28 protein-coding genes and 2 tRNA genes are annotated in these 26,826 nt (G+C 63.8%); 11 read left to right on the top strand and 19 right to left on the bottom strand.

Annotated features, from left to right (window positions below):
- Positions 1–36 precede the first annotated feature (36 nt).
- The 4 genes from NCR34_RS04340 to NCR34_RS04325 form a co-directional block, all read right to left on the bottom strand.
- Positions 37–2,433 (bottom strand): RelA/SpoT family protein, encoded by a 2,397-nt coding sequence (locus NCR34_RS04340; RefSeq protein ID WP_248321614.1) that lies wholly within the window; start codon positions 2,431–2,433, stop codon positions 37–39.
- A 105-nt stretch (positions 2,434–2,538) separates the two neighbouring features.
- Positions 2,539–2,742, bottom strand: coding sequence for a DNA-directed RNA polymerase subunit omega (gene rpoZ, locus NCR34_RS04335; protein WP_006025620.1), 204 nt, complete (start codon positions 2,740–2,742; stop codon positions 2,539–2,541).
- Between the two features lie 69 nt (positions 2,743–2,811).
- On the bottom strand, positions 2,812–3,486 hold the full coding sequence (gene gmk / locus NCR34_RS04330) for a guanylate kinase (RefSeq protein ID WP_175939755.1): 675 nt from the start codon (positions 3,484–3,486) through the stop codon (positions 2,812–2,814).
- A gap of 9 nt (positions 3,487–3,495) precedes the next feature.
- Entirely contained in the window at positions 3,496–4,425 is a 930-nt protein-coding gene (locus NCR34_RS04325) for a YicC/YloC family endoribonuclease (protein WP_250499168.1), read from the bottom strand.
- A gap of 266 nt (positions 4,426–4,691) precedes the next feature.
- Between NCR34_RS04325 and rph the strand changes: the two genes are divergently transcribed.
- From rph to NCR34_RS04300, 5 genes are all read left to right on the top strand, one after another.
- Positions 4,692–5,450 (top strand): ribonuclease PH, encoded by a 759-nt coding sequence (gene rph, locus NCR34_RS04320; protein WP_206467770.1) that lies wholly within the window; start codon positions 4,692–4,694, stop codon positions 5,448–5,450.
- Entirely contained in the window at positions 5,443–6,072 is a 630-nt protein-coding gene (gene rdgB / locus NCR34_RS04315) for an RdgB/HAM1 family non-canonical purine NTP pyrophosphatase (protein ID WP_250499167.1), read from the top strand. Before rph ends, rdgB begins: the two co-directional genes overlap by 8 nt.
- The gene (hemW, locus tag NCR34_RS04310; protein WP_250499166.1) at positions 6,069–7,292 is read left to right on the top strand and encodes a radical SAM family heme chaperone HemW; all 1,224 of its coding nucleotides are present in this window, start codon (positions 6,069–6,071) and stop codon (positions 7,290–7,292) included. The genes rdgB and hemW overlap by 4 nt, the downstream gene beginning before the upstream one ends.
- Positions 7,289–8,512, top strand: coding sequence for an MFS transporter (locus tag NCR34_RS04305; RefSeq protein ID WP_250499165.1), 1,224 nt, complete (start codon positions 7,289–7,291; stop codon positions 8,510–8,512). Before hemW ends, NCR34_RS04305 begins: the two co-directional genes overlap by 4 nt.
- Before the next feature lie 44 nt (positions 8,513–8,556).
- Positions 8,557–8,646, top strand: a tRNA-Ser gene (locus NCR34_RS04300).
- Between the two features lie 233 nt (positions 8,647–8,879).
- Here the strand turns inward: NCR34_RS04300 and NCR34_RS04295 are convergent.
- The 5 genes from NCR34_RS04295 to NCR34_RS04275 all read right to left on the bottom strand — a co-directional run bounded on the left by NCR34_RS04295 (position 8,880) and on the right by NCR34_RS04275 (position 12,111).
- A complete protein-coding gene (locus NCR34_RS04295; RefSeq protein WP_250499164.1) occupies positions 8,880–9,296 on the bottom strand; it encodes a DUF4279 domain-containing protein in 417 nt (138 codons plus the stop codon).
- Positions 9,297–9,386: 90 nt separating this feature from the next.
- A complete protein-coding gene (locus tag NCR34_RS04290; RefSeq protein ID WP_250499163.1) occupies positions 9,387–9,803 on the bottom strand; it encodes a DUF4279 domain-containing protein in 417 nt (138 codons plus the stop codon).
- A gap of 9 nt (positions 9,804–9,812) precedes the next feature.
- A complete protein-coding gene (locus NCR34_RS04285; protein ID WP_250499162.1) occupies positions 9,813–10,586 on the bottom strand; it encodes a hypothetical protein in 774 nt (257 codons plus the stop codon).
- Positions 10,587–10,832: 246 nt separating this feature from the next.
- Positions 10,833–11,318: a hypothetical protein gene (locus tag NCR34_RS04280; RefSeq protein ID WP_250499161.1), complete on the bottom strand. Its 486-nt coding sequence runs from the start codon at positions 11,316–11,318 to the stop codon at positions 10,833–10,835.
- Positions 11,311–12,111: a hypothetical protein gene (locus NCR34_RS04275; protein ID WP_250499160.1), complete on the bottom strand. Its 801-nt coding sequence runs from the start codon at positions 12,109–12,111 to the stop codon at positions 11,311–11,313. The genes NCR34_RS04280 and NCR34_RS04275 overlap by 8 nt, the downstream gene beginning before the upstream one ends.
- A gap of 894 nt (positions 12,112–13,005) precedes the next feature.
- On the opposite strand from NCR34_RS04275, the gene NCR34_RS04270 reads away from it, so the two are divergent.
- Positions 13,006–13,323: a hypothetical protein gene (locus NCR34_RS04270; RefSeq protein ID WP_250499159.1), complete on the top strand. Its 318-nt coding sequence runs from the start codon at positions 13,006–13,008 to the stop codon at positions 13,321–13,323.
- 18 nt (positions 13,324–13,341) lie between these two features.
- Here the strand turns inward: NCR34_RS04270 and NCR34_RS04265 are convergent, their stop codons facing one another.
- Positions 13,342–13,500, bottom strand: coding sequence for a hypothetical protein (locus NCR34_RS04265; RefSeq protein WP_175939749.1), 159 nt, complete (start codon positions 13,498–13,500; stop codon positions 13,342–13,344).
- Positions 13,501–13,633: 133 nt separating this feature from the next.
- Between NCR34_RS04265 and NCR34_RS04260 the strand changes: the two genes are divergently transcribed.
- Positions 13,634–14,131 carry a TonB family protein gene (locus NCR34_RS04260; RefSeq protein WP_250499158.1) on the top strand — a complete coding sequence of 166 codons (498 nt, stop codon included), beginning with the start codon at positions 13,634–13,636 and terminating at the stop codon, positions 14,129–14,131.
- Positions 14,132–14,421: 290 nt separating this feature from the next.
- Positions 14,422–15,726, top strand: a complete 1,305-nt coding sequence (locus tag NCR34_RS04255) for an MFS transporter (protein ID WP_248321584.1) — start codon at positions 14,422–14,424, stop codon at positions 15,724–15,726.
- A gap of 536 nt (positions 15,727–16,262) precedes the next feature.
- Here the strand turns inward: NCR34_RS04255 and opgC are convergent.
- Positions 16,263–17,432: an OpgC domain-containing protein gene (opgC, locus tag NCR34_RS04250; RefSeq protein ID WP_250499157.1), complete on the bottom strand. Its 1,170-nt coding sequence runs from the start codon at positions 17,430–17,432 to the stop codon at positions 16,263–16,265.
- A gap of 233 nt (positions 17,433–17,665) precedes the next feature.
- Between opgC and NCR34_RS04245 the strand changes: the two genes are divergently transcribed.
- Both NCR34_RS04245 and NCR34_RS04240 read left to right on the top strand, forming a co-directional pair.
- On the top strand, positions 17,666–17,845 hold the full coding sequence (locus NCR34_RS04245; protein ID WP_250499156.1) for a hypothetical protein: 180 nt from the start codon (positions 17,666–17,668) through the stop codon (positions 17,843–17,845).
- A 262-nt stretch (positions 17,846–18,107) separates the two neighbouring features.
- A complete protein-coding gene (locus tag NCR34_RS04240; protein WP_250499155.1) occupies positions 18,108–19,487 on the top strand; it encodes a chloride channel protein in 1,380 nt (459 codons plus the stop codon).
- Positions 19,488–19,593: 106 nt separating this feature from the next.
- On the opposite strand, the gene minE is transcribed toward NCR34_RS04240, so the two are convergent.
- From minE to map, 5 genes are all read right to left on the bottom strand, one after another.
- Positions 19,594–19,848 (bottom strand): cell division topological specificity factor MinE, encoded by a 255-nt coding sequence (gene minE, locus NCR34_RS04235; RefSeq protein ID WP_106855712.1) that lies wholly within the window; start codon positions 19,846–19,848, stop codon positions 19,594–19,596.
- Positions 19,849–19,857: 9 nt separating this feature from the next.
- On the bottom strand, positions 19,858–20,673 hold the full coding sequence (minD, locus tag NCR34_RS04230) for a septum site-determining protein MinD (protein WP_175939742.1): 816 nt from the start codon (positions 20,671–20,673) through the stop codon (positions 19,858–19,860).
- A gap of 78 nt (positions 20,674–20,751) precedes the next feature.
- The gene (gene minC, locus NCR34_RS04225) at positions 20,752–21,534 is read right to left on the bottom strand and encodes a septum site-determining protein MinC (RefSeq protein ID WP_250499154.1); all 783 of its coding nucleotides are present in this window, start codon (positions 21,532–21,534) and stop codon (positions 20,752–20,754) included.
- Between the two features lie 117 nt (positions 21,535–21,651).
- Positions 21,652–22,176 (bottom strand): GNAT family N-acetyltransferase, encoded by a 525-nt coding sequence (locus NCR34_RS04220; RefSeq protein ID WP_175939740.1) that lies wholly within the window; start codon positions 22,174–22,176, stop codon positions 21,652–21,654.
- Between the two features lie 191 nt (positions 22,177–22,367).
- Positions 22,368–23,150: a type I methionyl aminopeptidase gene (gene map, locus NCR34_RS04215; protein WP_250499153.1), complete on the bottom strand. Its 783-nt coding sequence runs from the start codon at positions 23,148–23,150 to the stop codon at positions 22,368–22,370.
- 220 nt (positions 23,151–23,370) lie between these two features.
- On the opposite strand from map, the gene NCR34_RS04210 reads away from it, so the two are divergent.
- Positions 23,371–23,721: a hypothetical protein gene (locus tag NCR34_RS04210; RefSeq protein WP_206467760.1), complete on the top strand. Its 351-nt coding sequence runs from the start codon at positions 23,371–23,373 to the stop codon at positions 23,719–23,721.
- 134 nt (positions 23,722–23,855) lie between these two features.
- On the opposite strand, the gene NCR34_RS04205 is transcribed toward NCR34_RS04210, so the two are convergent.
- The 3 genes from NCR34_RS04205 to NCR34_RS04195 form a co-directional block, all read right to left on the bottom strand.
- A tRNA-Ser gene (locus tag NCR34_RS04205) sits at positions 23,856–23,946 on the bottom strand.
- Positions 23,947–24,056: 110 nt separating this feature from the next.
- Entirely contained in the window at positions 24,057–25,352 is a 1,296-nt protein-coding gene (gene serS / locus NCR34_RS04200) for a serine--tRNA ligase (RefSeq protein ID WP_250499152.1), read from the bottom strand.
- Positions 25,353–25,470: 118 nt separating this feature from the next.
- Positions 25,471–26,787 (bottom strand): replication-associated recombination protein A, encoded by a 1,317-nt coding sequence (locus NCR34_RS04195; protein ID WP_250499151.1) that lies wholly within the window; start codon positions 26,785–26,787, stop codon positions 25,471–25,473.
- Between the last annotated feature and the right edge of the window lie 39 nt (positions 26,788–26,826).

Raw genomic sequence — 26,826 nt, 5'->3', positions numbered from 1 at the left:
CTGACGACCGCATGCACGCCGCGTTCCCGCGCCGGATCAGTAGTCGGCGCGTTCCCGGTCGATGCGCATGCCGCCGTCCTGATTGCGATGATGCGGCTCGTCGCTCGGACGCTCGCGCGCAATGCGCATCACGTCCAGATTCGTGCGCACGCGACGCATCACATTCGCGAGATGCACGCGATCGCTCACCTGAATGACGAAGCGCAGCAGCTTCGCTTCCTGCGAGACGTCCTCGTCCATTGCGATGTGAACGATGTTCGCGTCCGCCGACGTGATGTCCGCCGCCACGCGCGCGAACACGCCCTTCGTGTTCTTCACGAGCACCTTCACGGCGACGTCGAAGAGACGCCCCGGCTGCGGCGCCCACGCCACGTCGATCCAGCGCCCCGGATCGCGCCGGTGGATGCGCTGCGCGACGCGGCATTCGGTCGTGTGGATCGCCATGCCGAGCCCGATCCCGATATAGCCCATGATGTCGTCGCCGGGAATCGGGCGGCAGCACGGCGACAGTTGCACCGACATGCCTTCCGTACCCGTGATAACCACGGGCGGCGCGGAATTGGTGTTGTGGTGCTCGCGATGCGGATGATCCTCGTCGTCCGCAATGCCGTTCATCAGCACTTCGATGCGCTTGGCCATCACGGCCGCCACGCGCCGGCCCAGACCGATATCCGCGAAGATTTCCTGACGCGTCTTGTTGCCGGTCCACAGCACGAGCTTTTCCCAGACCTCCGGCGTCACGTCCGACAGCGCGAGACCGTAGCCCTTGAGACTTTGATCGACGAGCCGCTCGCCGAGCTGCACGGATTCGTTCAGGCGCATCGTCTTCAGGTAGTGACGGATGGCCGAGCGCGCCTTGCCGGTGCGCACGAACCCGAGCCACGCGGGATTCGGCTTCGAGTACGGCGCGGTGATCACTTCGACGATATCGCCGCTCTTCAACTCCGTGCGCAGCGGCAGCAGTTCGTTGTTGATCTTGACCGCGACGCACTGATTGCCGAGGTCGCTGTGAATCGAATACGCGAAGTCGAGCGCCGTCGCGCCGCGCGGCAGCGGCATGATCTTGGACTTCGGCGTGAACACATAGACCGCGTCCGGGAACAGGTCGATCTTGACGTGTTCGAGGAATTCGCTCGAATCGCCCGCTTCGCTCTGGATGTCGAGCAGCGACTTGAGCCATTGATGCGCGCGCTTCTGAACGTCGTTCAGATCCGCGCCGCCGTTCTTGTAAAGCCAATGCGCCGCGACGCCTGCCTCGGCGATCTCGTGCATCTTGCGCGTGCGAATCTGAAACTCGATCGGCGCGCCGAACGGCCCGACGAGCGTGGTATGCAACGACTGATAGCCGTTGACCTTCGGAATCGCGATGTAATCCTTGAACTTGCCCGGCACGGGCTTGTAGAGCGCATGCAGCGCGCCGATGCACGTGTAGCACTCCAGCGCGCTTTCCACGACCACGCGAAAGCCGTACACATCCAGCACTTGCGAGAACGACAACTGCTTGTCCCGCATCTTCTTGTAGATGCTGTAGATGGTCTTTTCGCGGCCGGTGACTTCGGCGCTGATCTTCGCGTCCGCGATCGTGCGCTGCACCGCTTCGAGAATCTTGCCGACCACTTCACGCCGATTGCCGCGCGCCGCCTTCACCGCTTTTTCGAGCGTGGCGTAACGGTTCGGATTGAAGTTCGCGAAGCTCAGATCCTGCAACTCGCGATACGTGTTGTTGAGACCGAGCCGATGCGCGATCGGCGCGTAGATATCCAGCGTTTCGCGCGCCACGCGCCGACGCTTCTCCGGCGGCACCGCGCCCAGCGTGCGCATGTTGTGCAGCCGGTCGGCGAGCTTCACCAGAATGACGCGCACGTCGCGCGCCATCGCGAGCAGCATCTTGCGGAAGTTTTCCGCCTGCGCTTCCTCGCGGTTGCGGAACTCCATCTTGTCCAGCTTGGACAAGCCGTCGACCAGTTCCGCGACCTTCGCGCCGAACCGCTCGGCGATTTCCGTCTTAGTGACGCCCTGATCTTCGATCACGTCGTGCAGGAGCGCGGCCATGATCGACTGCGCGTCCAGCTTCCAGCCCGCGCAGATTTCCGCGACCGCGACCGGATGCGTGATGTACGGCTCGCCGCTCTGGCGATATTGCCCGAGGTGCGCTTCGTCGCTGAAATGGAAAGCCGCCTTGACTTCCTTGATCTCGTCGGCGGAGATGTAGCTGGCCAGCGCGTTCGTCAGATTCGCGATGGAAACGACGTCGTGCTTGCGCGGCTGCTCCGGCGTGGCGGTCGGCCCGAACAGATGGCGAAACGACTGTTCGAGAACCGCGTCGATGTACTTGCGCGCCGCGTGCGGCTTGTCGGCATCGAGAAGCGAATCCTGATCGATCTCGATGTCCGGGTCCACTGAAGCGGAGACGGGCAGCGGTGTCTGACTCATGTTCGCCTCCGTGTTCGTCTGACGCGCCGCTTATCCATCAGTTGCGCCGGGTTTGCAAAAAGTGAAACGGATGAAACGGGTAAAAGAGGTCGAAAGAACCGTCCGTCAGACGGGCACTTTCTTCAGCATTTCGACGCCCACCTGCCCCGCTGCGATTTCGCGCAGCGCGACGACGGTCGGCTTGTCGCGGCTTTCGATCTTCGGGGTGTGGCCTTGCGCGAGCTGGCGCGCACGATACGTTGCCGCGAGCGCGAGCTCGAAGCGGTTCGGAATTTGTTTCAGGCAGTCTTCGACAGTGATGCGGGCCATGTTTGTATCCTTCTCGATGTGGGTTTTATTCTACCTTATGTGACCGATACGACTCGGCCACCGCTCGCGTCATTGCGGGTGCGTGGGATGAATGCCGAGCTCGACGAAAAGCTGCGTGTGACGCGCGTATTGCGACGTGAAGCGCAGGCGCGTCGCGGCCACGAGGCAGCGCAGTTCGTTGAGCGCGCGATCGAAATTCTCGTTGATCACGACATACTCCGCTTCCGACGCATGCGCCATCTCGCTGCCTGCCGCGAGCAGCCGCCGCACGATCACGTTAGGCGCGTCCTGGCCGCGCTTCTTCAGGCGGTCTTCGAGCGCGTCCAGCGAAGGCGGCAGAATGAAAATCTCGACCGCATTGCGAAAGCGTTTCTTGACCTGCTGCGCGCCCTGCCAGTCGATTTCGAGCAGCACGTCGTGGCCCATCTTCATCTGGTCCTCGATCCACAGGCGCGAGGTCGCGTAGTAGTTGCCGTGCACTTCCGCGCTTTCCAGAAACTCGCCCTTGTCGTGCCGCTCCATGAATTCGTCGACGGACACGAAGTGATACTGCACGCCGTTGGTCTCGGCCGGGCGCGGGTCGCGCGTCGTGTACGAGACGGACAGGCGAATGGCCGGGTCCTGCGCGAGCAGCGCGTTCACGAGCGTGGACTTGCCTGCCCCCGACGGCGCGACGACCATGAACAGGTTGCCGGGATAAATGCCCGTGTACGTGCTATGCGAGCGGTGCGTGGTGTTCGGCATGATCGAGCGTTACTCCAGATTCTGTACTTGTTCGCGCATCTGTTCGATGAGCAGCTTCAGCGTCATCGACGCATCCGCGAGTTCCTTGGCGGCCGCCTTCGAGCCGAGCGTGTTCGCTTCGCGATTAAGCTCCTGCATCATGAAGTCGAGCCGCTTGCCGACCTTGCCGCCCTTTTGCAGCACGTGGCGCGTTTCCGTGAGATGCGCGCTCAGGCGCTGCAACTCTTCCGCGATGTCGATGCGAATGCCGTACATCGTCACTTCCTGACGGATGCGCTCGGCGATTTCATCGCGCGGCACGCTCGTCGTCGTGGCATTGTCCGACGTCGCGATGCCGAGCGCGTCCTGCAGGCGCTCGACGATCTTCTGCTGATGCTTCGCGATCAGTTCGGGCACGAGCGGCGTGATGCGCGCGACGATCGCTTCCATCTCCGTCACATTGTTGATGAGCACGTTGGCGAGCGCCGCGCCTTCGCGCGCGCGCACTTCGATGAGATCCGCGATCGCTTGCTTGGCACACGCGAGCACCGCTTCGCGCAGCGTGTCCTGCGAGACCGAGCTTTCCGCGAGCACGCCCGGCCAGCGCAGGATCTCGCCGGTGCGCATGCGTTCGGCATCCGGAAAGACGTCGAGCACCGCGCGCTCCAGCGTGGCGAGTTGCGTGAGCGCGTCGCGATTGAGCGCGCCCGCATTGGCCGTCTGCTCGACGCGATTCAGGTTGATGCGGATATCGACCTTGCCGCGCGAGAGCTTCGTCATCAGCATTTCGCGCATTTGCGGCTCGGTGGCGCGCACGTCTTCGGGCATGCGGAAGTTCAGGTCGAGAAAGCGCGAATTCACCGTGCGCAATTCCACCGAAACGCCGACGCCTGCGCCGCCCGCGCCGTCCGCGACGACTTCGCGCGTCGCGCTGGCATAGCCTGTCATGCTGTAGATCATGGTACGTCTCGCGATGTGCGCCTTCGCTTGCCGAAGGCCGGTTCAACGAAACGCCCGGCGCGAATGAAGGTGCGCTGGGATTGGCACGCGTTTGGCCGCCGGGCGATGAACCCGCATTATCCCATTTTTACCGCGCGCGCCGTCCGCCCGAACGCGCGCCGGACATTCCGCGGCCGGCAACGCCGCCCGGTGATTGACGATAAAATCGCACCACCTGGCGCACCGAACATTCGAATCGCGCCCGACTCTTTCTTCCCTCGCTCACCATGACCGACTCTCCCCTGCTCAAGCCTTCCATTGCCCGCCCGAGCGGCCGCCGCGCGAGCCAGTTGCGCGACGTGCGCATCACGCGGCACTACACGAAGCACGCGGAAGGATCGGTGCTCGTCGAGTTCGGCGATACGAAAGTGATCTGCACGGCGAGCATCGCCGAACGCGTGCCGGCGTTTCTTACCGGACGCGAGCAAGGCTGGCTCACCGCCGAATACGGCATGCTGCCGCGCGCGACGCACACGCGTAGCGACCGCGAAGCCGCGCGCGGCAAGCAGACCGGTCGCACGCAGGAGATTCAACGGCTGATCGGCCGGGCGCTGCGCTCCGTGTTCGATCTGAACGTGCTCGGCCCGCGCACGCTGCATCTCGACTGCGACGTGATCCAGGCCGACGGCGGCACGCGCACCGCGAGCATCACGGGCGCGTTCGTCGCCGCGCACGATGCCGTGACGAAGCTGCTCGCGAGCGGACGTATCGCGCAATCGCCGGTGAAGGATTTCGTCGCGGCCATTTCGGTCGGCATCTTCGACGGCTCGCCCGTGCTCGACCTCGACTACGAGGAAGACTCGCAGTGCGATACCGACATGAACGTCGTGATGACCGGCGCGGGCGGCTTCGTCGAAGTACAGGGCACGGCCGAAGGCGCGCCGTTCTCGCGCGACGAGATGAACGCGCTGCTCGATCTCGCCGACAGCGGCATCAAGGCGCTGATCGCCAAGCAAAAGGCCGCGCTGGAGATCGAAGGTGTCTGATTCACATGGCATCGGGCATGGCATCGGACGCGTCGTGCTCGCGTCGAACAACGCGGGCAAGCTGCGCGAGTTCGCGTCGCTCCTGAACGCCGCGGGCATCGAACTGATCGCGCAGGGCGAACTCGGCGTGCCGGAAGCCGAGGAGCCGCATCCGACGTTCGTCGAGAACGCGCTCGCGAAGGCGCGTCACGCGTCGGCATTGACCGGCCTGCCCGCCCTCGCCGACGATTCCGGCCTCTGCGTGCGCGCGCTGAACGGCGCACCCGGCGTGCACTCGGCGCGCTACGCGATGAAGCACGGCGGCGAGAAGAGCGATGCCGCGAACAACGCGCGACTCGTCGCCGACCTCGCGAACGAAGCGGATCGTCGCGCGTATTACTTCTGCGTGCTCGTGCTCGTGCGTCACGCCGATGATCCCGAGCCGCTCATCGCGGAAGGCCGCTGGCACGGCGAAGTGATCGACACGCCGCGCGGCGCGCACGGCTTCGGCTACGACCCGCACTTCTTCCTGCCGGCGCTCGGCGCGACCGCCGCCGAACTCGATCCGGCGCGCAAGAACGCGGTGAGTCATCGCGCGCTTGCATTGCGCGATCTGCTGCAACGACTAAAGGAACTCGCGTGAGCAGCGGACCGAAGACGATCAACATCGTGCAGGCGTTCACGTCGCCCGGAAGCATCCGGCTGACGTCGCTGCCGCCGCTTTCGCTGTACGTGCATTTTCCGTGGTGCGTGCGCAAGTGCCCGTATTGCGACTTCAACTCGCACGAGTGGAAGGACGATACGTTCCCCGAAGAACGCTATCTCGATGCATTGCGCGCCGACCTCGAACGCGCGTTGCCGCTCGTCTGGGGACGGCACGTGCATACCATTTTCATCGGCGGGGGCACGCCGTCGCTGTTGTCGGCCAAGGGGCTCGACAGGCTGCTCTCGGACGCGCGCGCGCTCTTGCCCATCGACGCCGACGCCGAAATCACGCTCGAAGCGAATCCCGGCACGTTCGAAGCGGCGAAGTTCGCTTCGTTCCGCGCGAGCGGCGTGAACCGGCTGTCGATCGGCATTCAGAGCTTCAACGAGGCGCATCTGAAGGCGCTCGGCCGTATCCATGACGCGACGCAGGCTCAGCGCGCCGTCGAGATCGCGGCGAAGCACTTCGACAACTTCAATCTCGACCTGATGTTCGCGCTGCCGCAGCAGTCGCTCGACGAATGCCGGCGCGATATCGAGACGGCGATTGCATTTGCGCCGCCGCATTTGTCGCTGTATCACCTGACGATGGAGCCGAACACGCTCTTCGCCAAGTACCCGCCCGCCCTGCCCGACGACGATGCCGCCGCCGACATGCAGGACTGGATACACGAGCGCACGCGCGATGCCGGCTACGAGCGCTACGAAGTATCGGCGTATGCGAAGCCGCATCGGCAGAGCCGCCACAATCTCAATTACTGGCGCTTCGGCGATTACCTCGGCATCGGCGCGGGCGCGCACACCAAGCTGTCGTTTCCGTCGAAGATCGTGCGGCAGGCGCGCTTCAAGCATCCGGCGACGTACATGGATCACGCGCTGTCGGCCACGGAAAGCGCGATTCAGGAAGAGCGCGAAGTCGGCCCGCGCGATCTGCCGTTCGAGTTCATGCTGAACACGCTGCGGCTGGTCGAAGGTTTTCCGGTGCATGCGTTCGTCGAGCGCACGGGACTGGCGCTCTCGGCCATCGAGCCGGCGCTCGTCGAAGCGGAGAAGCGCGGCCTCATCACGCGCGATTTCGAGCGCATTGCGCCGACCGAGCGCGGTCAACGCTTCCTCAACGATCTGCAAGAGCTCTTTCTGGACGATTCGGCACGATGAGCGCACCGACGATGGCGCCGGGCTCGGTCATGCGGCATCGCCCGTTCGCGCTCTTCTGGACGGCGCGCGTGATGTCTTCCGTCGCGTTTCAGATGATGTCGGTCGCGATCGGCTGGCAGGTCTATTCGATCACACACAGCGCGTTCGCGCTCGGTCTCGTCGGCCTCGCGCAGTTCCTGCCGATGTTCGTGCTGACACTCGTCGTCGGGCACGTCGCGGATCGCTATGACCGGCGCACGATTGCGTATGTCTGCCAGACGGTCGAGAGCGTCGCGGCGCTCATGCTGTGTCTTTACGCATGGCGCGGCTGGAATCACGCCGGCCCGATCTACGCGATTGCCGCGATCACGGGCGCGGCGCGCGCATTCGAATCGCCTTCGATGGCGGCGCTCCTGCCGAACCTCGTCGCGCGAAACCAGTTGCAGCACGCAAGCGCCTGGTCGACGTCCGCGAACCAGACCGCGCAGATTCTCGGCCCCGCGATGGGCGGCCTGCTCTACGGCCTGGGTGCGTCGACCGTGTACGGCGCGGTGTGCGTGGCGTTTCTCGTTGCCGGGTGCGCGGTCGGCGCGATCAAGATCGAGAACGCCGTGCGCGTGCGCGCGCCGTTGTCCTTCGAGGCGCTGTTCTCGGGCATCGGCTTCATTCGCAGCAAGCCGGTGATTCTCGGCGCGCTGTCGCTCGATCTGTTCGCCGTGCTGCTTGGCGGCGCGACGGCGCTGTTGCCGGTTTTCGCGAGCGACATCCTGCATACGGGGCCGTGGGGACTCGGCATTTTGCGCGCGGCGCCGGCCGTGGGCGCGCTCTGCGGGTCGATCTGGCTCGCGCATTTTCCGCTGCGACGGCGCGCGGGCACGGCGCTCTTTGCCGGCGTGATTGCGTTCGGCATCGCGACGATCGTGTTCGGGCTCTCGCGCAACGTCTATCTTTCGCTAATTGCGCTGGCGGCGCTCGGCGCATCCGATGTGATCAGCGTGGTCGTGCGCATGTCGCTCGTGCAGTTGCAGACGCCGGACGAGATGCGCGGTCGCGTCGGCGCGATCAACTCGCTCTTTATCGGCACGTCGAACCAGCTCGGCGAATTCGAATCGGGCATGACGGCGGGACTGTTCGGCGCGGTGCCGGCGGTGCTGATCGGCGGATTGGGGACGATCATCGTCGCGCTCGTGTGGATGCGGCTTTTCACCGCGCTCAGCGCGACGCGCACACTCGAAGGCTGAGGTCGCTCGACGCCGACGAGTTGCGCTACAATACGCGCCTTGCTGGAGGTGTGGCCGAGCGGTTTAAGGCACCGGTCTTGAAAACCGGCGAAGGAGCGATCCTTCCGTGAGTTCGAATCTCACCGCCTCCGCCAATCTCCTGTCCGCGTTGGTTTCCTTCCGTCTGCATCAAATCCTCGAAAAGCTTGCCAGATAAGGGCTTTCAGCCCGAATCGCCTCGGGAGCCGCCGCCGGTTGTTTAGCGCTTCGCTGGACACGCAAAAGCCGATCCGTTGCTTACATGAGCGGCCGGGCTCGCCGCCCCTGACCGATGCTCGCGCGCCGGCGCGCCGGCGGACGGAACTCCCGCAGGCGTCGCCCCGCCCTGTCATCGGTACTCGTCGATATCAATCTCGATTCCCGTCGCTTCAGACATCCTTCGAATATCCGGAGGCACGTCCGGCACTCGGTTTCCGTCCGCGTTGTTCCAATAGCAGAAGAACCGAACCTTCGCGTGTTGCCGCTCGATCTGGGCGCGCAGATCAACACGAGGAAGAGCGAGAAGGCTGACGAGATAGCGGAGGTGCGGCGATAGGTAGTCGCTAGACACGACATCCTTGCTGGAAATGCTCCAGATTCCTTGGCGCCAAGGGAATGCACTCTTGCGGCCGGATCGGGTTAGCCGGGGCTGCCCCTTTACGCCGGCCGTCGAAGGCGGCACGCCGAAATAGTCCGTCCAGAATTCTGGCGGCTCCACGTCTTGATAGATGGAAAACGACGCATAGGCCAAACGACGCGCATTCATGCTGTGGCCCGCCTCAATAGTAGAGTCCCGACGGCTCCACAGGCGTCGCGTGCGGCAAACAAACCATCCTCAAGCCGCCGGGCGAATCTTTCACTGATACTCGTCAATCTCGATGGTGCCGCCGAGAGCATCCATCATTGATTGGATATCGGCCGGCACGTCTGGAATTCGGTCGCCGGACTCATTCACCCAGAAGCAGAAGAACCGCATCTTCGCTCCCGCCTGCTCGACGAGCGTCCGAAGGTCTTCGCGCGGTAGGCCAAGACTGCTTTTCAGGTATCGCAGATGCGGCGAAAGTTGGTCGCTAGCGACCGCCGACTCACTGCTGACGCTCCAAACGCCGGTTCGGCGGTGCGCCGTTATCGTCCCACGCCTTCTTCGGATTGCATCACCTTTTTTCACTGCAATGTCGGGCTGCACACCGAAATAGCTCGTCCAGAAATCGGGCACGACACGATCGCCCGTTATGATGAAACTGGCGTGGGCCAGCCGAGGACTCTTATTCATGCCTCTCTCTCAGTTCTCGTAACCGTGAAAGTTATCGATGTAATCGCCGTCAAGATAGACATCGCCGTTGTCGTGCCAAAGCAGGTCATCGTCTGCAGCAATCCCGTTGGTGGTTTTGAAGCGGTGAACCATCTCGCGGAACTGCTGGCTGGAGTAACCGAGCATCTTGGCCGCATAGCGCGGATTGTTCGTGCTGGCCGCCAGCTCGTCGACATCGCCGCCAAGGTCATCGGGGACATACTCGAACGGCTGTGCGTCGGCGAAAAAGGACTTCGAGACCGGCGTTGCGATAGAGCCGTCCGGCAGGATGTCGCCCGGCTCCGCTGCCCAAATTGCCGGGCCATCGGCGGCAGTTAGCTGCCGCACCGCTGGCGCAACGTACGACGCGGCGAGCGGCAACACGCTCGCCGCGCGCTTAAAGAGCTGCGACGGCGTGAACGTTGGTCCTGATGCAAATGAGCGGGGCTCGCCGCCAGATTGACCGCCCCCGCGCGGCCGATCCGGGGTCGGCTTGATCGGCGTATCTGGAACCGTCACCAGTTCGCCCGTTTCAATGGCGCGCTCGATCTTCCATCGCAGGTTCGCCGCCTCCGGTTCGCTGATTCCCAGCAGACTGCGCGCCCCTTCCAAAAATTGCTCGTCGCCGATCCAGTCTAGTTTGTTCGAGAGGAACACCCGCGCGGCTCGCTTCGCTTGCTGCTTCTCGTCGGCGGTCTTGTAACCAGCGTCCTGACGGCGTAGCACCGTCAATGCTCCCCTTCGTGGCCTGATGCCGTTTGGCATTGTCTCGTCCTTCTAATTGAATCGCGCTCGAAGGCGCGGCGCGCGAGAGTTTTACTGTCTGGCTGTGTCGTCTTTTGACGGATTCGGACCGATGCACACGACAGGGCGGGCGATCGCGGACGAAACAAGTGCCATCGAACAAAAAGACACATTCGACTATAGGGGGCTAGTAAGAGGGTCCGGCTGATGACTGCCTCCAAACCCTTTACCCTTGACGGTCACCGCCTCCGTCAATCCATCTTCGCGTTAAGACAACGACCACGGGTCGATATTTCCTCCTTCGACGATGAAATGCTTGATGCCACTGCCCGGTTCAAAGAGCCGCCAATCTTCCTCATCTGACATCGTCCCCGCAACGACTTCTAAACAAAAACTATTCGACATTTCGAGTTGAAAACCGCCGAACTCAGTTGCCGATAGGCTTTTTACAATCGTTGGTCCGTCCGTCACCAAAAGCCCGTTGAGCCAAGTCGCACTACGATGGGCCGCATCATCGGAACGGGCAAGCACGGCTTGCGTTGCCACGACAACACCGGCTCGCGCGATCTGCCACTGACATTGAACATGTAGGGCCCAAGTACCGCCTTGTAGAACAGCGCCTCTGCGCGTTGTGTACTGCTTTTGTGGGCCAAAATGTATCGTCAGCATATCTGCCGCATGGCTGACTGCACTCACGTCGAGTCCGATGAGCACTGACAGGCGTTGAGTGATTTCGCTTTTCGTGTCAGTCACCTGCACCTCCAAAAATGTCCTGCGCGCGCTCCATGATTTCGTGATAACCCAGCCCCTGCTTACTAATTTCCATGTGGAGTTCTTGCGCTTGATCTTTGTCGAGACCCAACGCCCTCACTACGGCTCTGAACTGCTTGTTCTGTGCTTGATTATTGCTCGGAGTGCCTTCCCCACCTGCCAAAGTATCCACGGCTCCACCGGGATCATCCGGCTGATACTCGAACGGTTCCGCGTCACCGAACGAAGACGCGATGTCGAGATTTTGCGGCAAGCGCGGCGGCTTGCTCATCATCTGCTGCACGGTCGCGTAAGGGTTGGAGTCATGCTGCTGCACTGCGTGTGAACACTGCTTCTGCCGGTCCGCCTGGATGGCTCGGGCGCATCTGCGCAAATTCTCCGGCTCCGGAACGAAGACCAAGCGGCCTTTTTCTACTTCCTCGCGCACGGCTTCGGCCATCTGCCGTTGGTCCTGCCATACCCATTCCGGAAACGATTCGCTGGAGCGTCCCAGCACGGAGCGCAGTTCTTCGCGTGAGTGCGCCATTCGCATGCCGTCAAAACCCAGAAGAAATGCCTGTCTTGCGGCTTGCATCGCCGACGCGATTCCGGCGATCTCGTCGCGGGTGACATCGGCGGCGCTCCGGCTCGTCCCAAAACAATAATGATCGGCGGCGGAAAACATGCATGGGTTCTGCACGCTCACAGCGAGCGATTGTTGGAGGCTTACCCAGAAGAGATGTGCATATTCCGTGTAAGCGCCATGCGTGTCGTATCCCGGAACAAGGTAAAACATGAATCGTGTTCCCCACTTCCTGCGTCTCGAAAGGAAACGACAGAAGTAGCACGTAGCCGTGGCAGGGGAATAGTGCGTTTGTCCGAAATGTGGCGCAGTTGACTATGGGCTGGCAGGGCTATTGTTTGTTTCAAAGCGATGAGAACACCGCTTTGACCTAGTTCGCCACGGTATGCGCGAGCGAGTTCAGCAACGTCATGAGCGCAGTCCGGTCGCTGGCCCAAGCGCGGAAGCTGCTGCGAAAGCCGTGGGCCGTGGCGATGCGTCCGGCCTATCGTCTTCGCTTGCACGCGGCGAAGAAAGGACGTTAGAAACAGTCGCTGACAAATCGCCTGCGTGGTGACGGAAAGACAAAGGTCTCGCGTAGCTTCGGTGCCGACGGACAGCGCAACGCGATGCGTTTCTCGCATTGATCCGGCCGACCGGAATCGTCGAATCTGCGGCATGAAGGTTTGAGCGAGTCGACGTGCCATCCTTCGGAATTACTCAACACAATCTTTTTGCGGCTCTGACGCCCACTCGACCATTCAAAGATTGGGCCGGAAGATTCCGACGCTCGACTCGATTAACATTTAGGATAGCTAAAGCGGGTCCGGAAAGCGCAATCACGCGTCGGCCTGCGCGTTCGTCACAAACGCGCCGTGATCCGTCGCATAGAAGCGTTCGAGTTTCAGACAAACCGCATTGCCCCCCCACTCGCCCCCACGTATCGTCGCAAAGCTTCTTCACGCGTTCCCCCGTATCCGCGTGACGGGAGCCTTCAATGGTAGGTTGGTTTGAGCCTCGCCGAGCGCGAGGCTTTTTTCGCCGCCACGGTCTGTTCGCAGCACCGATTGAACGCCGCGCCCGCTGCCGCATCTAACCGCGCTCACCACTCAGCGCGGAGACCTGACGATGCACCGCACTCGCAGCATCCCCCTTCTGTTGGCGCTTGCCTGCTGCGGCGAAGCGTCGGCGCAGGCGGACAGATCGCCCAACGCCCAATGGCGCCGCGCCGACACCACACTCTTCGATCTTGTCCAAAACGGCTACACCATCGTCGCGATGACGAGCGCGCCCGCGCGCAGCCCGGCGTCGCCCGAGGACACGTACATCCTGCAGAAAACCAATAGCGTGTACCGCTGTGTCGAGACACGCGCCGCCGAATCCGCAGCGACGCGTTCGACGCCGCCGCTGCGTTGCGCCGAGCTCGTCAAGCCCTACTCCGACTAGCCCGGCGCGCCACCGCGCTCAACCCACGGGCGGTTCGCCCTCGCCGGGCTGCTGGCCCGGGTTATCGTGCGGCGCCTGCTTGCGCCCCTGATCGTCACGCTCCGGCAGCTTGCTCTTCTCGTTGTCGCTGTGTTCGGCAGGCTGCGCGTCGTCGGGACGATTCGTTTCACCAGTCATGGCTCCCTCCTTGTACGTTCGAAGTATCCGAGTAGCGGAGCAAGACCCGCACCCGGAAAGAGCTAATACCGGGCGGCTTCGGCAGCGGCTACTATTTGAGTATCGCCCTTCGCGCCACTCGTCCTCAGGAATCATGATCGCGACGTCCGCATCGCCCGTTCGGATCGCCGCTGCCTGGCTCGGCATCGCGCTGATCCTCCCGACGACCGCCTGCACGTTCACGCCGCCGCCGAGCGTCGTTCAGGCGCGCGCCGCCGCGCCGTCGCCGGCGCCGGGGCTGACGCTCGATCAGTACAAGGCGCGCATCGCGGAGAGAATCTTCGAGCGCAATCCGTCGCTCGTGCTGCACGGCACGCCGCAGGCGATGCTGCGGTCGTTCGTGCTCGTCGCGTTCACGGTGGACCGTAGCGGGCGGCTCGTCCAATCGTCCGTGTATCGGACCAACGGCGACGACGAAGCCGAAGCCACCGCGCTTGCCTCCCTGCGCCGTTCCGCCCCGCTGCCCGCGCCGCCCGCCCGCCTGCTGAACGGCAAAGGCCAGGTCGAATTGTTCGAAGGATGGATGTTCAACGACAACGGACAGTTCCAGTTGCAGACGTCGCACTCGCCGCAAGCGACGAGCATCGACTAGCGCGGATCGGCGCGCGTCGGTGCAGATTGGCGCTTGCCGGGCCCGATCGTTATAATTTTTGGCATCCCCTTGCCGGTTCTACACCGGCCGGCCTTCGCCACGCGCTTACCCCGCGCGCCGTGCGAAGCGCCTCCAGGCATGGCCCGCCCGCCCCCGTCTCGCGCACCACGCCCAGCGCGAGCCCGAGCTATCGCGCCCGATTCCCCAGACGCACGACGCAGCGCCCGTCGAGCACGTCCCGCGAGTGCGACCGCAGCAACAGACACTACAACGCTATAAACGGAGACAGCATGTCATCACCCTCGCTTTCCGCCGCCAAGCCCGGCGACAAAGCCCAAAGCACGTCGCGCGTGATTTTCGCGAGTTTCATCGGCACCGCGATCGAGTTCTACGACTTCTACGTCTACGCGACCGCCGCCGCGCTCGTCATCGGGCCGGTGTTCTTTCCGCATGGATCGCCCGCCGCACAGGCGCTGTCCGCGTTCGTGACCTTCGGCATCGCGTTTCTCGCGCGGCCTGTCGGCTCGTTTCTGTTCGGACATTTCGGCGATCGCGTCGGCCGCAAATCGACGCTCGTCGCGTCCTTGCTCGTGATGGGTCTCTCGACGACGCTCATCGGCTTCGTTCCCGGCTACGCATCGATTGGCAGCCTCGCGCCCGTGCTGCTGTGCATTCTGCGCTTCGGGCAGGGCATCGGGCTCGGCGGAGAATGGGGCGGCGCGGCGCTGCTCGCCACCGAATACGCGCCGCAAGGCAAGCGCGGCCTGTTCGGGATGTTCCCGCAACTCGGGCCGTCGGTCGGCTTTCTGGCGTCGAACGGTCTGTTCTTCGGCCTCGCGCTCTCGCTGTCGGACGAGCAGTTTCGCAGCTGGGGCTGGCGCGTGCCGTTCCTCGTCAGCGCGGTGCTGGTGGCGCTCGGGCTGTACGTGCGCCTGAAGATTGCCGAAACGCCCGCGTTCCGCGCCGCACTGGAGCGCCATGAGCGCGTGAAGGTGCCGATTGCGACGCTGTTCAGCCGCTACCTCGCGCCGACGCTGCTGGGCGCGCTCGCGATGGTCGTCTGCTACACGCTCTTCTACATCTCGACGGTGTTTTCGTTGTCGTACGGCGTCGCAACGCTGCACTTCTCGCGCGAGAAGTTCCTCGGGCTGCTCTGCTTCGCGGTGCTGTTCATGGCAATCGCCACGCCGATCTCGGCCATCGCCAGCGACCGGTTCGGCCGCAAGCCGGTGCTGATCGTGAGTTGCATCGCGGCGATTCTGTCCGGTTTCGCGATGTCTCCGCTGCTCGGCAGCGGCAACACGGCTTACGTGGCGCTCTTTCTCACGATCGAGCTGTTCCTGATGGGCGCGACGTTCGCACCGATGGGCGCGCTCCTTCCCGAGCTTTTCCCGACGAACGTGCGCTACACCGGGGCGGGCGTCGCCTATAACCTCGGCGGGATTCTGGGCGCGTCGGTCGCGCCGTATATCGCGCAATTGCTCGCCAATCGCGGCGGGCTGGCGTGGGTCGGCGGGTACGTGTCGGCGGCAGCGGCGGTCAGCCTGCTCGCGGTGCTCGCCATGCGCGAGACGCGCGACATCGTGATGGAATGAGGGCGGCAGCGGCGGTCGCGGTCGACGGCGCGGGCCGGCCGCCGCTGTTATCCGGGCGGCGTGCGCCTTCGCGAAATTACGCTATCCGTGGGCGATTGTCTGTCGATCGCTTCCGCAGGCAGTCGCGTTGCGCGGTCGGCGTGTCGGTTTCTCTCTGAATCACGTCGAACGAATGGGCAGCGGCGTCTGCATTGCGCACGGCACAAGCGGCACGCTCTGCTGCGCGGCGTGCCAGTACGCCCGATATCACGCTTGCACGAAAGCCGTGGCTGCGTCCGACGATCGCGCCGATCAACATCGTGCGCAGCGCGAGCCACGCCGTTCGCATACGTTCGGCTGAGTGCGCTCCTTGTCCCCCTCGATGAAAGCCGCACGCCGCTCAACGATCTCGCCAGCTAACGCGATGTCCGGGCACTAAAGGTCGCCGTCTCTGCCTGGCCTGCTGGCTCCTGAAAGTCTGACGGTCGACGCGCCGCAACCCGGGGATCATCGGCGCCTGGCGGCCACCGCGCTGACACGCGCGGGGCCGCTCCGCTTCACCGGTCGCGCCGATTGACCGCATGCGCCGGCACGGGCCGCCGTTCGATCAAGGCACGCCGCCGCGCCGTCTCCCGACACGCACTCGCCGCCTTGCGCTCCGCCCAAAACCGCGCAAGCCACAGCAGGAAGCCGACAGCGATCGCATCCGCGGCGATCCCCGCCAGCCAGTGCGACGGATACCGCCCGAGGTTCTCGACGCCCATCGCGCGCAACGCCGAATCCAGCACGAGCGAAACCGCCGCGCCCGCGATGAAGCATACGAGCCCCTGCTGCCCGACCGTCACGATGCCCGGAAATCGGCGAGCGAGCGTGCCGATCCAGCCCGCGTAGACCGCGCGCGCGATGATCCACGCCACTGCGCCGAAACTCACGATGCGCAGCGTCGCGAGGTTCTGCTTCATGTATCCCGGCGGCGCCTGCGTTTCAAGGAAGAGCTTCGCGAACGCGAACGTCAGCGCGAACGCAACCGCCAGGCAAGTCAGCGCCCGCGCGACGCGGCCCGCGTGGAAGTCGTCGCTGATCGGCTGCACGCGCGCGAGCACGCCGGTCACGAACATCAGTTGCCACGCGAACGGATTGAACGCCCACGCCTGCGCATAGGAAGCCGGAAGCGCGTTGGCAAGCGGCGTGGCCGCGAGCCAAAGGAGAAGGCTGCCGAACATCGCGACGACCGGCCTGCGCGCGGCGAGCGGCACGACGACCGGCACCGCGAGCGCGAAAAGCGAATACATCGGCAGGACCGACGACAGATACGGCTGCTGCCGCAGCAGCGCGACATCGAAGAGCAGGCCGAACGGGCGGGCGAGAAACGCCGGCCATTCGGTGTACTGGAGCATCGGCGAATCGATCCGCAGCAGCATCAAGAGCGCCCCGCCGATGAGCATCAAGACCGCCGTCAGTAGATACGCGCGGTAGATTTCCCAGCTGCGCCGGAAAAAGCGACGGCGAGCGGCCGAATCACTCCGGCGCGTCGCAAGCGCCGTGTAAGCCGCCGCCGACGCGTAACCGCCCAGAAACACGAACACTTCCGCGGAATCGCAAAAGGCGTACTGATGCAGCGTGAAGCGCGACAGCACGCTTCCCGATATGTGGTCCACCGCGATGATCAGAAGCACGATTCCCCGAAAGAAATCGACTTCGAGCGAACGTGCCGGCGGGGAAGTCATCTGTCGAATGCTCCTCGGACTGCAGTCGGGCGCGCCTGTCGAAGCGATCGCGCGCATACGGGGTTTGTACCTAGCGTCGAAACAAAATTCCCGTGGCAACGTAATCAGGTACGTACTTTCAAGGTAACACCGGCAGACGGTCGGCAAGCTGGCGGCGACATGGCTTTTTCGCCGGTTTCGCCGCGCCCCGTTAGACCGATCCTGGACAACAACGGACTTGCATCGAGACCATCATGTCCCTGCGCCTGACCAGCTCCCATCTCGTCGCGATGATCGCCATCGCGCTCTCGGTCGCGTTGCTGCTCGCGATCCGGTTTCGGCCTGCGACCTGGCGCGGCGTGGTGTGCGAAGCGCTTCTCGCCAACCTGAGCGCGATCGCGGCGGTCGTCGCTTTCGAAATGCTGACAGCCTGATTTTTTGCGGACTACTTTCGATTTCTTTGAACTCTGGCGAGCGGGCGCGGTCCGAGGGTGTAATTGCCGTTCGTGTCGCTGATTGCGGCGCGCCCGGCTCTCTTCTCCTCTCCGCTCCTGATTGATAGGGGCGTTTCCTGGGCGCCTGGCGAAAGCCTCGCGCCTGTTCTTTTTCCGCGCCCGCTTTCCTGTCGTCACGCCGGCGACGCGGATTGCGTTTCGAGATCGTCGTTATAATCGGCGCTTTGCCGATGGTCTTCGCATGATCCGCGCGCTTCGTTCCCTCTCGACTGTCACCACGCGCCGAACGCGCAGCCTGTGGCGCCGCTACGGCATCTTCTGGCTGGGCGCGATCCTCGTCGGTCTCGTCGCCGTGTATTACGCGCGGCTCATCGACTGGGGATACGGCCTCTTCATGGGCTTTCGCGCGGAACATACGTGGCTGCCGCTCATCGTGACGCCGGCCGTCGCGGCGCTCTGCGTTCTTGTCACGCGCGCGTTCTTTCGCGGCTCGGAAGGCAGCGGCATTCCACAGGTGATCGCAGTTCTGCATAGCCCGACATCGGCGGCGGGCGGGCGGCTACTCACGCTCAAGATTCTCGCCAGCAAGATCGCCGTTTCGTTCCTCGCGATTCTCGGCGGCTTCACCATTGGTCGCGAAGGGCCGACGGTGCAGGTCGGCGCGGCGCTGATGTTCAACATGCGGCGCTTCTATCCTCGCTCGAATTCCCTGATCGAGCGCCAGCTCGTGCTCGCCGGCGCGGCGGCCGGATTGTCCGCGGCATTCAACACGCCGCTCGCGGGCATCGTGTTCGCCATCGAGGAACTCACGCGCAGCTTCGAAGTGCGCGCGAGCGGCGTGCTGATCACCGGCATCATCATCGCGGGTATCGTCGCGCTCGGGCTCAACGGCAACTACACCTACTTCGGCACCATCGACGTCGGCGCGCATTTTCCGAAGGTGCTGGCCGTGGCCGTCGTCGTCACGGCGATCGTCACCGGCATCGCGGGCGGCGTGTTCTGCTGGCTGCTGCTCAACACGAGCAAGTGGATTCCCGCGCCGCTGCGCAAACTGCACGCGTCGCAGCCGGTCGCGTTCGCCGCGCTATGCGGGCTCGTGATCGCGGCGGTCGGCATCGTGTCGGGCGGCAATACGTTCGGAAGCGGCTACGCGGAAGCGCGCGGCCTGCTGGAAGGACGCGAGCATCTTTCGGCGTTCTATCCGCTCTTGAAGATGGTTTCGATGATCGGCTCGTATCTGCCCGGCATTCCGGGCGGAATTTTCGCGCCGTCGCTGTCCATCGGCGCGGGCTTCGGCAACGTCCTGCACATGGTGTTCTCGGACATGCAGTTGCCCATGCTGATTGCGCTCGCGATGGTCGGCTATCTCGCCGCCGTCACGCAGTCGCCGATTACCGCGTTCGTGATCGTGATGGAGATGAGCAACGGGCACGCGCTCGTCATCTCTCTGATGGCGACCGCGCTCATTTCGAGCCGCGTGTCGCGCGTGTTCGCCCCGCCGCTCTACGAGGCGCTGTCGGAGCGTTACATGACGCCGCTCGCGAGTCCCGCCGCGCCTTCGCCCGAAGTGCCGGACCCGAAGACGGAGGCCGCTGCGGAGGCGGCCGCTTCGCAGAAATAGCGCGCGCAAACGATAGCGCACCAAAACAAAAAGCCAGGATCGCCCGATCCTGGCTTTTTCGTTTGCGAGTCCGCGACAGCAGGCGCCGCGCGGACCGATGGCGGCATTAGGCCTGTGGAATCTCGATCTTGACTTCCAGCACTTCGAGATCGTCCTGACGTTCGAGGCTCACCCGAATATCGTCATCGGAAATCTTCACGTATTTCGAAATCACGGCAACGAGTTCTCGTTGCAACGCCGGCAGGTAATCGGCGGCGGCTTTGCCACCCGCGCGCTCGTGCGCAATGATCAACTGCAAGCGTTCCTTCGCGACCGAAGCGGACTTCTTCTTCTCGCCCAGCAAAAACGAAAGAATCGACATTGCGTCCCCTTACTTGGTGCCGAAGATGCGTTGCAGCAGACCAGGCTTTTGATAGTCGGTGAAACGCAGCGCCTTGTCCTCGCCGAGGAAACGCGACACCACGTCCTTGTAGGCTTCCGCGACATCCGTGCCGTCGAGATGCACGGCCGGCAAGCCCTGATTCGATGCATGCAGCACCGCTTCCGATTCCGGAATCACGCCGATCAGGTCGATGCGCAGGATCTCCTGAATGTCGTTGAGCGACAGCATCTCGCCTTCGGACACGCGCTTCGGGTTGTAGCGCGTGATGAGCAGGTGCTCCTTCACGGGCTCTTTGCCTTCCATCGCGCGCTTCGTCTTCGACGCGAGAATGCCGAGAATGCGGTCCGAGTCGCGCACGGACGAGACTTCCGGATTCGTCACAATCAGCGCCTCGTCGGCGAAGTGCATGGCCATCAGCGCGCCCGACTCGATACCGGCCGGCGAATCGCACACGATGTACTCGAAGTCCATCTTGATGAGTTCGTTGATGACCTTCTCGACGCCTTCCAGCGTGAGCGCGTCCTTGTCACGAGTCTGAGACGCCGGAAGGATGTAGAGGTTCTCGCACTTCTTGTCCTTGATGAGCGCCTGATGCAGGTTCGCCTCGCCCTGGATCACGTTGATCAGGTCGTACACCACGCGGCGTTCGCAGCCCATGATGAGGTCGAGGTTGCGCAGACCGACGTCGAAGTCGATCACGGCTGTCTTGTGGCCGCGAATCGCGAGCGCCGATGCGAAACTCGCGCTCGTGGTCGTCTTGCCGACGCCGCCCTTCCCCGAAGTCACCACAATGATTTTTGCCATACAAGTACCTTGTGTTCGTCAAATGGGTCCGCCTGCGCTCCCTTCATGAGCGCGCGCCAACGCACCGGGCGCGCGGCTTCAGGTCAGCCGCAGCGGTTCGATCATGAGTTTTTCTTCGTCCAGCCAGATTTGCACGGGCTTGCTCGCCACGTCGGCGGGCAGCGGGTTCTCGGTCGTCCGGTAGATTCCCGCGATGGAGATCAGTTCCGGTTCGAGACAGGTGCAGAAGATGCGCGCGTCGAGATTGCCGTGCACGCCGGCGAGCGCGCGGCCCCGCAGCGGCGCATAGACGTGGATGTTGCCTTCCGCGATGACTTCCGCCCCGTACGACACGAGCCCGAGCACGATGAGATCGCCCTTCGCGTAGACCTGCTGCCCCGAGCGCAGCGGCCGGTCGATGATGGTCGCCGGTTGCGGCACCGCGGGCGGCGGTTCCTTGGCGACAGCCGCTTCGATAACGGCTGCGGCTTCGGTGTTGGGCTTGGCTTCGTCCACCGATGGCTTCGGCGCGCCGCGGCGATCGCGTGCTTCGAGAATCGGCAGGCCGCCCGCATTCGCCCATTGAATCGCCCACGTTTGCGCGGGCAGCGCGACGACGCCGACCGGCCGCATGCGCACGCTCTTGAGCAGCGTCTCCAGTTCCGCGAGCGAGATGGGTTCGCCTTCGCCGCCGTTGCCCGAAGCCGCGAGACGCCGCACGTCGATGGCGACGACATCATTAGCAAAGAATTCGGGAGTCGCCTCGAAGCGCCGCGTGAGTTCTGTGCGCAGGGCATCGAGGTCTGGAGTCTTGACGACGAAGAGAAGCGTGTCGACGGAGCCGCTGCGCAGTTCGAAGAAGGGCGTTTTGTTGAGCGACATAGGAACGGCCAAAAATTTTGCGTATTTTACAGGCGTACACGCTCGCGGCCATAGTTTTTAAGACCGATTTGCAGGCGCTGGAAAGGAAGAACGCGCGACGAGATGCGCCCGAAAGTCTCAGGCGTCGTGTCCGGGCTTCACGTGACGCACATAGAGCGATTCGGCTTCCTGCTCGCTCGGAGGCATGGCGCGGCGATCGCCCGTGGGACCGAAGCCGAGCCGTTCGTAGAAGCGCATCGCGGTGCGGTTTTCATCGGCGATCCACGCATGCACTTCGGATACGCCCTGCTCGGCGAGCCATTGCGACGCGACGTTCACGAGCAGTTCACCGCCGCGCAGATGACGCACGGCCGGCGCGACCCACAGCGCGCTCACGAACGCGCGCTTGTCGCCGCTCTCCTCGATGTACGCATGCACGAGCCCCGCGGGATGACCTTCGGTGTACAGCAGGAACGTCGCGAGCCGGGGCGAGCTGGCGTGCAGCGCGGCGGTCTGATCGAACGATGCGGGATCGACGAGCAGTGCATCTTCGAGCGTCTCGCCGAACGCGTAGGGCGCTTCGCGCAGCGACGCCGTGCGAAGCTCGCGCAGAACCGAACCTTGTTGCGCGGCAATGCGGCTGACGGTCAGTGAGGGACTCATGCGGGCAATTATCTCTCTGGCTTTCTGGCTGTGCTTCGAACGCCTTGCGGCGGCTCGTACACATGGCCCATTCGCGTAGCTTCAACCGAACGGGCGAACCCGTCAATTCCTAAATCGTCGGAAAGTGCCTTACAGCGCACATCGTCTGCGCGGCGCGCGAGGCCGGCAGAGCTTGCGGCAGAAGGCGCCGCTCACGGCGTCTCATAAGCGCCGGTGCCGTCCGGCCACGGCGTGAGCACTTCGTAGCCGTCGTCGGTGACGGCGACCATGTGCTCCCACTGCGCGGAGAGCGAGCGGTCCTTGGTGGTCACCGTCCAGCCATCGCGCGATTGCTGCGTGGCCGCGCGGCCCGCGTTGATCATCGGCTCGATCGTGAAGACGAGGCCCGGCTTCAGTCGCAGACCGGCGCCCTTCTGGCCGTAGTGCAGCACTTGCGGGTCTTCGTGATACACGCGCCCGATGCCGTGGCCGCAGTACTCCCGCACGACCGAAAAGCCTTCGCGATGCGCGACCGACTGAATCGCGAAGCCGATATCGCCGAGCGTCGCGCCGGGACGCACCTCGCGGATGCCTGCGAGCATCGCTTCGTAGGTCGTCTCGGTGAGGCGGCGCGCTTCCTTGCCGGGCGTGCCCGCGTAATACATGCGGCTCGTGTCGCCGAAGTAGCCGTCCTTGATGATGGCGACGTCGATGTTGATGATGTCGCCGTCCTTGAGTTCCTTCGGTCCCGGAATGCCGTGGCAGACCACGTGGTTCACCGACGTGCAGACGGTCTTCGGAAAGCCCATGTAGCCGACATTCGCCGGAACGGCCTTGAGTTCGTTGACGATGAACCGGTTGCAAATGGCGTCGAGTTCGTCCGTGGTGACGCCGGGGCGGACGTGTTCGGCGATCATCGCGAGAACTTCGGCGGCCATGCGGCCAGAGATGCGCAACTTTTCGATGTCGGCGGGGGTCTTGAGCGTGATGGCCATTGAGCGATGCGGATGGATTCGTGCCGCCTGCATGCGGGCGCCGGGCCGCCGTTCGCGAACGTTCGACGCGCGCCGCGCACGAGGACAATGAGGCCGATGATAGCATTCCCGCTTTCGTCGCCGGCTGCTTTCGGGCTGCGTCTCTCGCCCGATCGCTGCCCTTGCGATGCGTCTTCGTCTGTGTTCAAGTGCGACGAATCGACTTTTCGTACGGAGCGTTATGAGCTTGTATCGCTTGAGTTTGGCTTGCGTGTTGGCGTCGGCTGCGGCGGCGCTCGCCGCGTGTGGATCGACGAGTGGCCCGGAACTGCGGGCATCGAAACCTGTGATCTATGTGTCTTCGGCGCGCACGGCGTCGGATGTATCCAGTTGCCTTCAGCGCATGCTGCCATCGGCGCAGATCACGCGCGATCAGGGCTCGACGGAGCTTCTCGTAGGATCGAACGCGTGGCTCGTGACGCTGACGCCGTCGGGCTATGGGTCGATCGTGAAGGTGCAGCATGCCGCGTCGGACGACGGTGGCGTGCCCGAGCCCGAACTGCGCTTCGATGTGGCGCGCTGCGCGGTTTGAGAGCGCTTCAGACGATACGCGCGCCCGCCTGTTCGCCGGTCTGTGGAACATGAACGCATGGCATCCATGCGTTCCAACGGCAGCCCCAAAAGGAAAAACCCCGCAAGCCTGACGACTTGCGGGGTTTTGAATTTTGGCGGAAAGGGTGGGATTCGAACCCACGGTACGGGGAAACCGTACGCCTGATTTCGAGTCAGGTACATTCGACCACTCTGCCACCTTTCCGTCTACCAGCTTGCTGCTGCCGGCCTTCGCTGAACGGGTCGTTGCTCAACGAAGAATCGAAGTATATCGAAGTCGCTAAAGGTTTCCAAGCACCTTTTTGCAAATAAACATCACGCAGCCGGCGCTTCAATGCGCTCCGCCCCGCCCATGTAGGGACGCAGCGCCGCCGGAACGGTTACCGAGCCGTCCGCATTCTGGAAGTTCTCCAGCACGGCGACGAGCGTACGGCCGACTGCGAGCCCCGAGCCGTTGAGCGTGTGCACGAACTCCGGCTTGTTCTGCGCGTTGCGAAAGCGCGCCTGCATGCGCCGCGCCTGGAACGCCTCGGTGTTCGAGCAGCTCGAGATCTCGCGATACGTGTTCTGCGCCGGCAGCCACACTTCGAGATCGAACGTCTTCGCTGCCGAGAAACCCATGTCGCCCGTGCAGAGGGTGATCACGCGATACGGCAGTTCCAGCTTCTGCAGAATGGCTTCGGCCTGTCCGACCATCTCGTCGAGCGCCGCGTACGAGTGTTCGGGCGCGACGACCTGCACCATCTCCACCTTGTCGAACTGATGCTGGCGAATGAGACCGCGCGTATCGCGACCGTAAGAACCCGCTTCCGAGCGGAAGCACGGCGAATGCGCCGTCAGCTTCACCGGCAGCGCGCTCGCTTCGAGAATGCTGTCGCGCACCGTATTCGTCAGCGAAATCTCGGACGTCGAAATGAGGTACTGCGTGACCGTGTTCTCGTCGCCGCCCTTCTCCACGCGGAACATGTCGTCGGCGAATTTCGGCAACTGGCCCGTGCCGTACAGAATCTCCGGATTCACGATGTATGGCGTGTACGCCTCGGTGTAGCCGTGCTGTTCCGTATGCGTGTCGATCATGAACTGCGCGAGCGCGCGATGCAGCCGCGCAATCGGCCCACGCAGCAGCGTGAAGCGCGCGCCTGAGAGCTTCGCGCCCGTCTCGAAGTCGAGGCCGAGCGGCGCGCCGACGTCCACGTGGTCCTTGACCTCGAAGTCGAACGCGCGCGGCGCGCCCCAGCGCCGCACTTCGACGTTGTGCGTCTCGTCCTGGCCGACGGGCACGCTTTCGTGCGGCAGGTTCGGCACCGTCAGCATGAGGTCCGACAGGCGCTTCTGAATGTCTTCGAGCTTCGCCGCCGATTCCTTCATCGTGTCGCCGATGCCGCTCACTTCCGCCATCACCGCCGACGTGTCCTCGCCGCGGCCCTTCATCGCGCCGATCTGCTTCGACAGGCTGTTGCGGCGCGCCTGCAGTTCTTCGGTGCGCGTCTGAATCTCGCGGCGCTCGGCTTCGAGCGCGGCGAAGGCGGCGACGTCGAGCGTGTAGCCTCGATCGGCGAGGCGCTTCGCGACGCCGTCCAGGTCTTTGCGGAGGAGTTGAATGTCGAGCATGGCGGGGCTGCGTTTGTTAAGTATTCGGAAACGCCGATTCTAGCGCACGGGCTCAGGCGTTCGCCGGCATCGCGGGATCGCGTCGCGAAATGCGCCTGGTGCCGCCGCGAAACGACGCTCAACGCTTCTTCGGGTCCGGATGCTCGAGGCGCCAGGCTTCGTCGAGTTCGGAAAGCCGCGCGAGCTTTTCGCCAATCTTGCCTTCGAGGCCGCGCGGCGTCGGCTGATACCAGTGCGGATCGCGCATGCCGTCCGGCAGATACGTTTCGCCCGCGGCGTACGCGTCCGGCTCGTCGTGCGCGTAGCGGTACTCGTGACCATAGCCGAGTTCTTTCATCAGCTTGGTCGGCGCGTTGCGCAGATGCACCGGCACGCCACGCGACTGATCCCGGCTGACAAAACGCCGCGCCTCGTTGTACGCGTTGTAGCCCGCGTTCGATTTCGGCGCGACGGCGAGATAAATGAGCGCCTGCGCGATCGCGAGTTCGCCCTCCGGCGTGCCGAGACGCTCGTACGTTTCGGCGGCGTCGAGCGCGATGCGCGCGCCGCGCGGATCGGCGAGCCCGATGTCCTCCCACGCCATGCGCACGATGCGCCGCACGAGATAACGCGGGTCCGCGCCGCCGTCGAGCATGCGGCAGAACCAGTACAACGCGGCGTCCGGATTGCTGCCGCGCACCGACTTGTGCAGCGCGCTGATCTGGTCGTAGAACGCGTCGCCGCCCTTGTCGAACCGGCGCAGATTTTCGGCGAGCGCGCTGCCGAGCAGCGCGCCGTCCACCTCGGTCTTCTTCTGCTGCGCCGCCGCCCGCGCGACGATCTCCAGATTGTTCAGCAGTTTGCGGCCGTCGCCGTCGGCCGAACCGACGAGCGCCTCGCGCGCTTCGTCCGTGAACGTCAGTCCGCCGAGCTCGGCCGTCGCCCGTTCGAGCAATTCCTTCAGCTCGTCGGCATCGAGACTCTTCAGCACATACACGGCCGCGCGCGACAACAACGCGCTGTTCACTTCGAACGACGGATTTTCCGTCGTCGCGCCGACGAACACGAAAAGTCCCGACTCGACATGCGGCAAGAACGCATCCTGCTGGCTCTTGTTGAAGCGATGCACCTCGTCGACGAACACGAGCGTCTGCCGCCCGTTCGCGCGATGAATCTGCGCCGTCTCGACGGCCTCGCGGATGTCTTTCACGCCGGAGAGCACCGCCGACAGCGAGATGAACTCGGCGTCGAAGGCTGCTGCCATGAGGCGCGCGAGCGTGGTCTTGCCGACGCCGGGCGGGCCCCACAGAATCATCGAGTGCGCCTCGCCCGACTCGAACGCGACGCGCAGCGGCTTGCTCGGCCCGAGCAAATGCTTCTGCCCGATGACTTCGTCGATGGTGCGGGGACGCAGACGCTCCGCGAGCGGAACGGTGCCACGGTTTTCTTCGAACATGTGCTGTGGACGCAATTTCAGGCGGTTGAAGCAATGGAT

This window comes from Caballeronia sp. GAWG1-5s-s (genome assembly GCF_023631445.1).
In the GTDB taxonomy this organism is placed as follows: Bacteria; Pseudomonadota; Gammaproteobacteria; order Burkholderiales; family Burkholderiaceae; genus Caballeronia.
This window is presented reverse-complemented; position numbering and strand designations above follow the sequence as displayed.

What these genes read in the sequence shown, in the direction of transcription:
- NCR34_RS04210 (WP_206467760.1), top strand. Translation starts at nt 23,371, where the DNA reads ATGAGCTTGTATCGCTTGAGTTTGGCTTGCGTGTTGGCGTCGGCTGCG.
- NCR34_RS04265 (WP_175939749.1), bottom strand. Translation starts at nt 13,500, where the DNA reads ATGACTGGTGAAACGAATCGTCCCGACGACGCGCAGCCTGCCGAACAC.
- NCR34_RS04240 (WP_250499155.1), top strand. Translation starts at nt 18,108, where the DNA reads ATGATCCGCGCGCTTCGTTCCCTCTCGACTGTCACCACGCGCCGAACG.
- NCR34_RS04255 (WP_248321584.1), top strand. Translation starts at nt 14,422, where the DNA reads ATGTCATCACCCTCGCTTTCCGCCGCCAAGCCCGGCGACAAAGCCCAA.
- NCR34_RS04305 (WP_250499165.1), top strand. Translation starts at nt 7,289, where the DNA reads ATGAGCGCACCGACGATGGCGCCGGGCTCGGTCATGCGGCATCGCCCG.
- minD (WP_175939742.1), bottom strand. Translation starts at nt 20,673, where the DNA reads ATGGCAAAAATCATTGTGGTGACTTCGGGGAAGGGCGGCGTCGGCAAG.
- NCR34_RS04245 (WP_250499156.1), top strand. Translation starts at nt 17,666, where the DNA reads ATGTCCCTGCGCCTGACCAGCTCCCATCTCGTCGCGATGATCGCCATC.
- map (WP_250499153.1), bottom strand. Translation starts at nt 23,150, where the DNA reads ATGGCCATCACGCTCAAGACCCCCGCCGACATCGAAAAGTTGCGCATC.
- NCR34_RS04285 (WP_250499162.1), bottom strand. Translation starts at nt 10,586, where the DNA reads ATGCCAAACGGCATCAGGCCACGAAGGGGAGCATTGACGGTGCTACGC.
- rpoZ (WP_006025620.1), bottom strand. Translation starts at nt 2,742, where the DNA reads ATGGCCCGCATCACTGTCGAAGACTGCCTGAAACAAATTCCGAACCGC.
- gmk (WP_175939755.1), bottom strand. Translation starts at nt 3,486, where the DNA reads ATGCCGAACACCACGCACCGCTCGCATAGCACGTACACGGGCATTTAT.
- rph (WP_206467770.1), top strand. Translation starts at nt 4,692, where the DNA reads ATGACCGACTCTCCCCTGCTCAAGCCTTCCATTGCCCGCCCGAGCGGC.
- NCR34_RS04290 (WP_250499163.1), bottom strand. Translation starts at nt 9,803, where the DNA reads ATGAATAAGAGTCCTCGGCTGGCCCACGCCAGTTTCATCATAACGGGC.
- NCR34_RS04195 (WP_250499151.1), bottom strand. Translation starts at nt 26,787, where the DNA reads ATGTTCGAAGAAAACCGTGGCACCGTTCCGCTCGCGGAGCGTCTGCGT.
- minE (WP_106855712.1), bottom strand. Translation starts at nt 19,848, where the DNA reads ATGTCGATTCTTTCGTTTTTGCTGGGCGAGAAGAAGAAGTCCGCTTCG.
- NCR34_RS04220 (WP_175939740.1), bottom strand. Translation starts at nt 22,176, where the DNA reads ATGAGTCCCTCACTGACCGTCAGCCGCATTGCCGCGCAACAAGGTTCG.
- NCR34_RS04325 (WP_250499168.1), bottom strand. Translation starts at nt 4,425, where the DNA reads ATGATCTACAGCATGACAGGCTATGCCAGCGCGACGCGCGAAGTCGTC.
- NCR34_RS04260 (WP_250499158.1), top strand. Translation starts at nt 13,634, where the DNA reads ATGATCGCGACGTCCGCATCGCCCGTTCGGATCGCCGCTGCCTGGCTC.
- NCR34_RS04270 (WP_250499159.1), top strand. Translation starts at nt 13,006, where the DNA reads ATGCACCGCACTCGCAGCATCCCCCTTCTGTTGGCGCTTGCCTGCTGC.
- NCR34_RS04340 (WP_248321614.1), bottom strand. Translation starts at nt 2,433, where the DNA reads ATGAGTCAGACACCGCTGCCCGTCTCCGCTTCAGTGGACCCGGACATC.
- serS (WP_250499152.1), bottom strand. Translation starts at nt 25,352, where the DNA reads ATGCTCGACATTCAACTCCTCCGCAAAGACCTGGACGGCGTCGCGAAG.
- opgC (WP_250499157.1), bottom strand. Translation starts at nt 17,432, where the DNA reads ATGACTTCCCCGCCGGCACGTTCGCTCGAAGTCGATTTCTTTCGGGGA.
- NCR34_RS04295 (WP_250499164.1), bottom strand. Translation starts at nt 9,296, where the DNA reads ATGAATGCGCGTCGTTTGGCCTATGCGTCGTTTTCCATCTATCAAGAC.
- minC (WP_250499154.1), bottom strand. Translation starts at nt 21,534, where the DNA reads ATGTCGCTCAACAAAACGCCCTTCTTCGAACTGCGCAGCGGCTCCGTC.
- NCR34_RS04275 (WP_250499160.1), bottom strand. Translation starts at nt 12,111, where the DNA reads ATGTTTTACCTTGTTCCGGGATACGACACGCATGGCGCTTACACGGAA.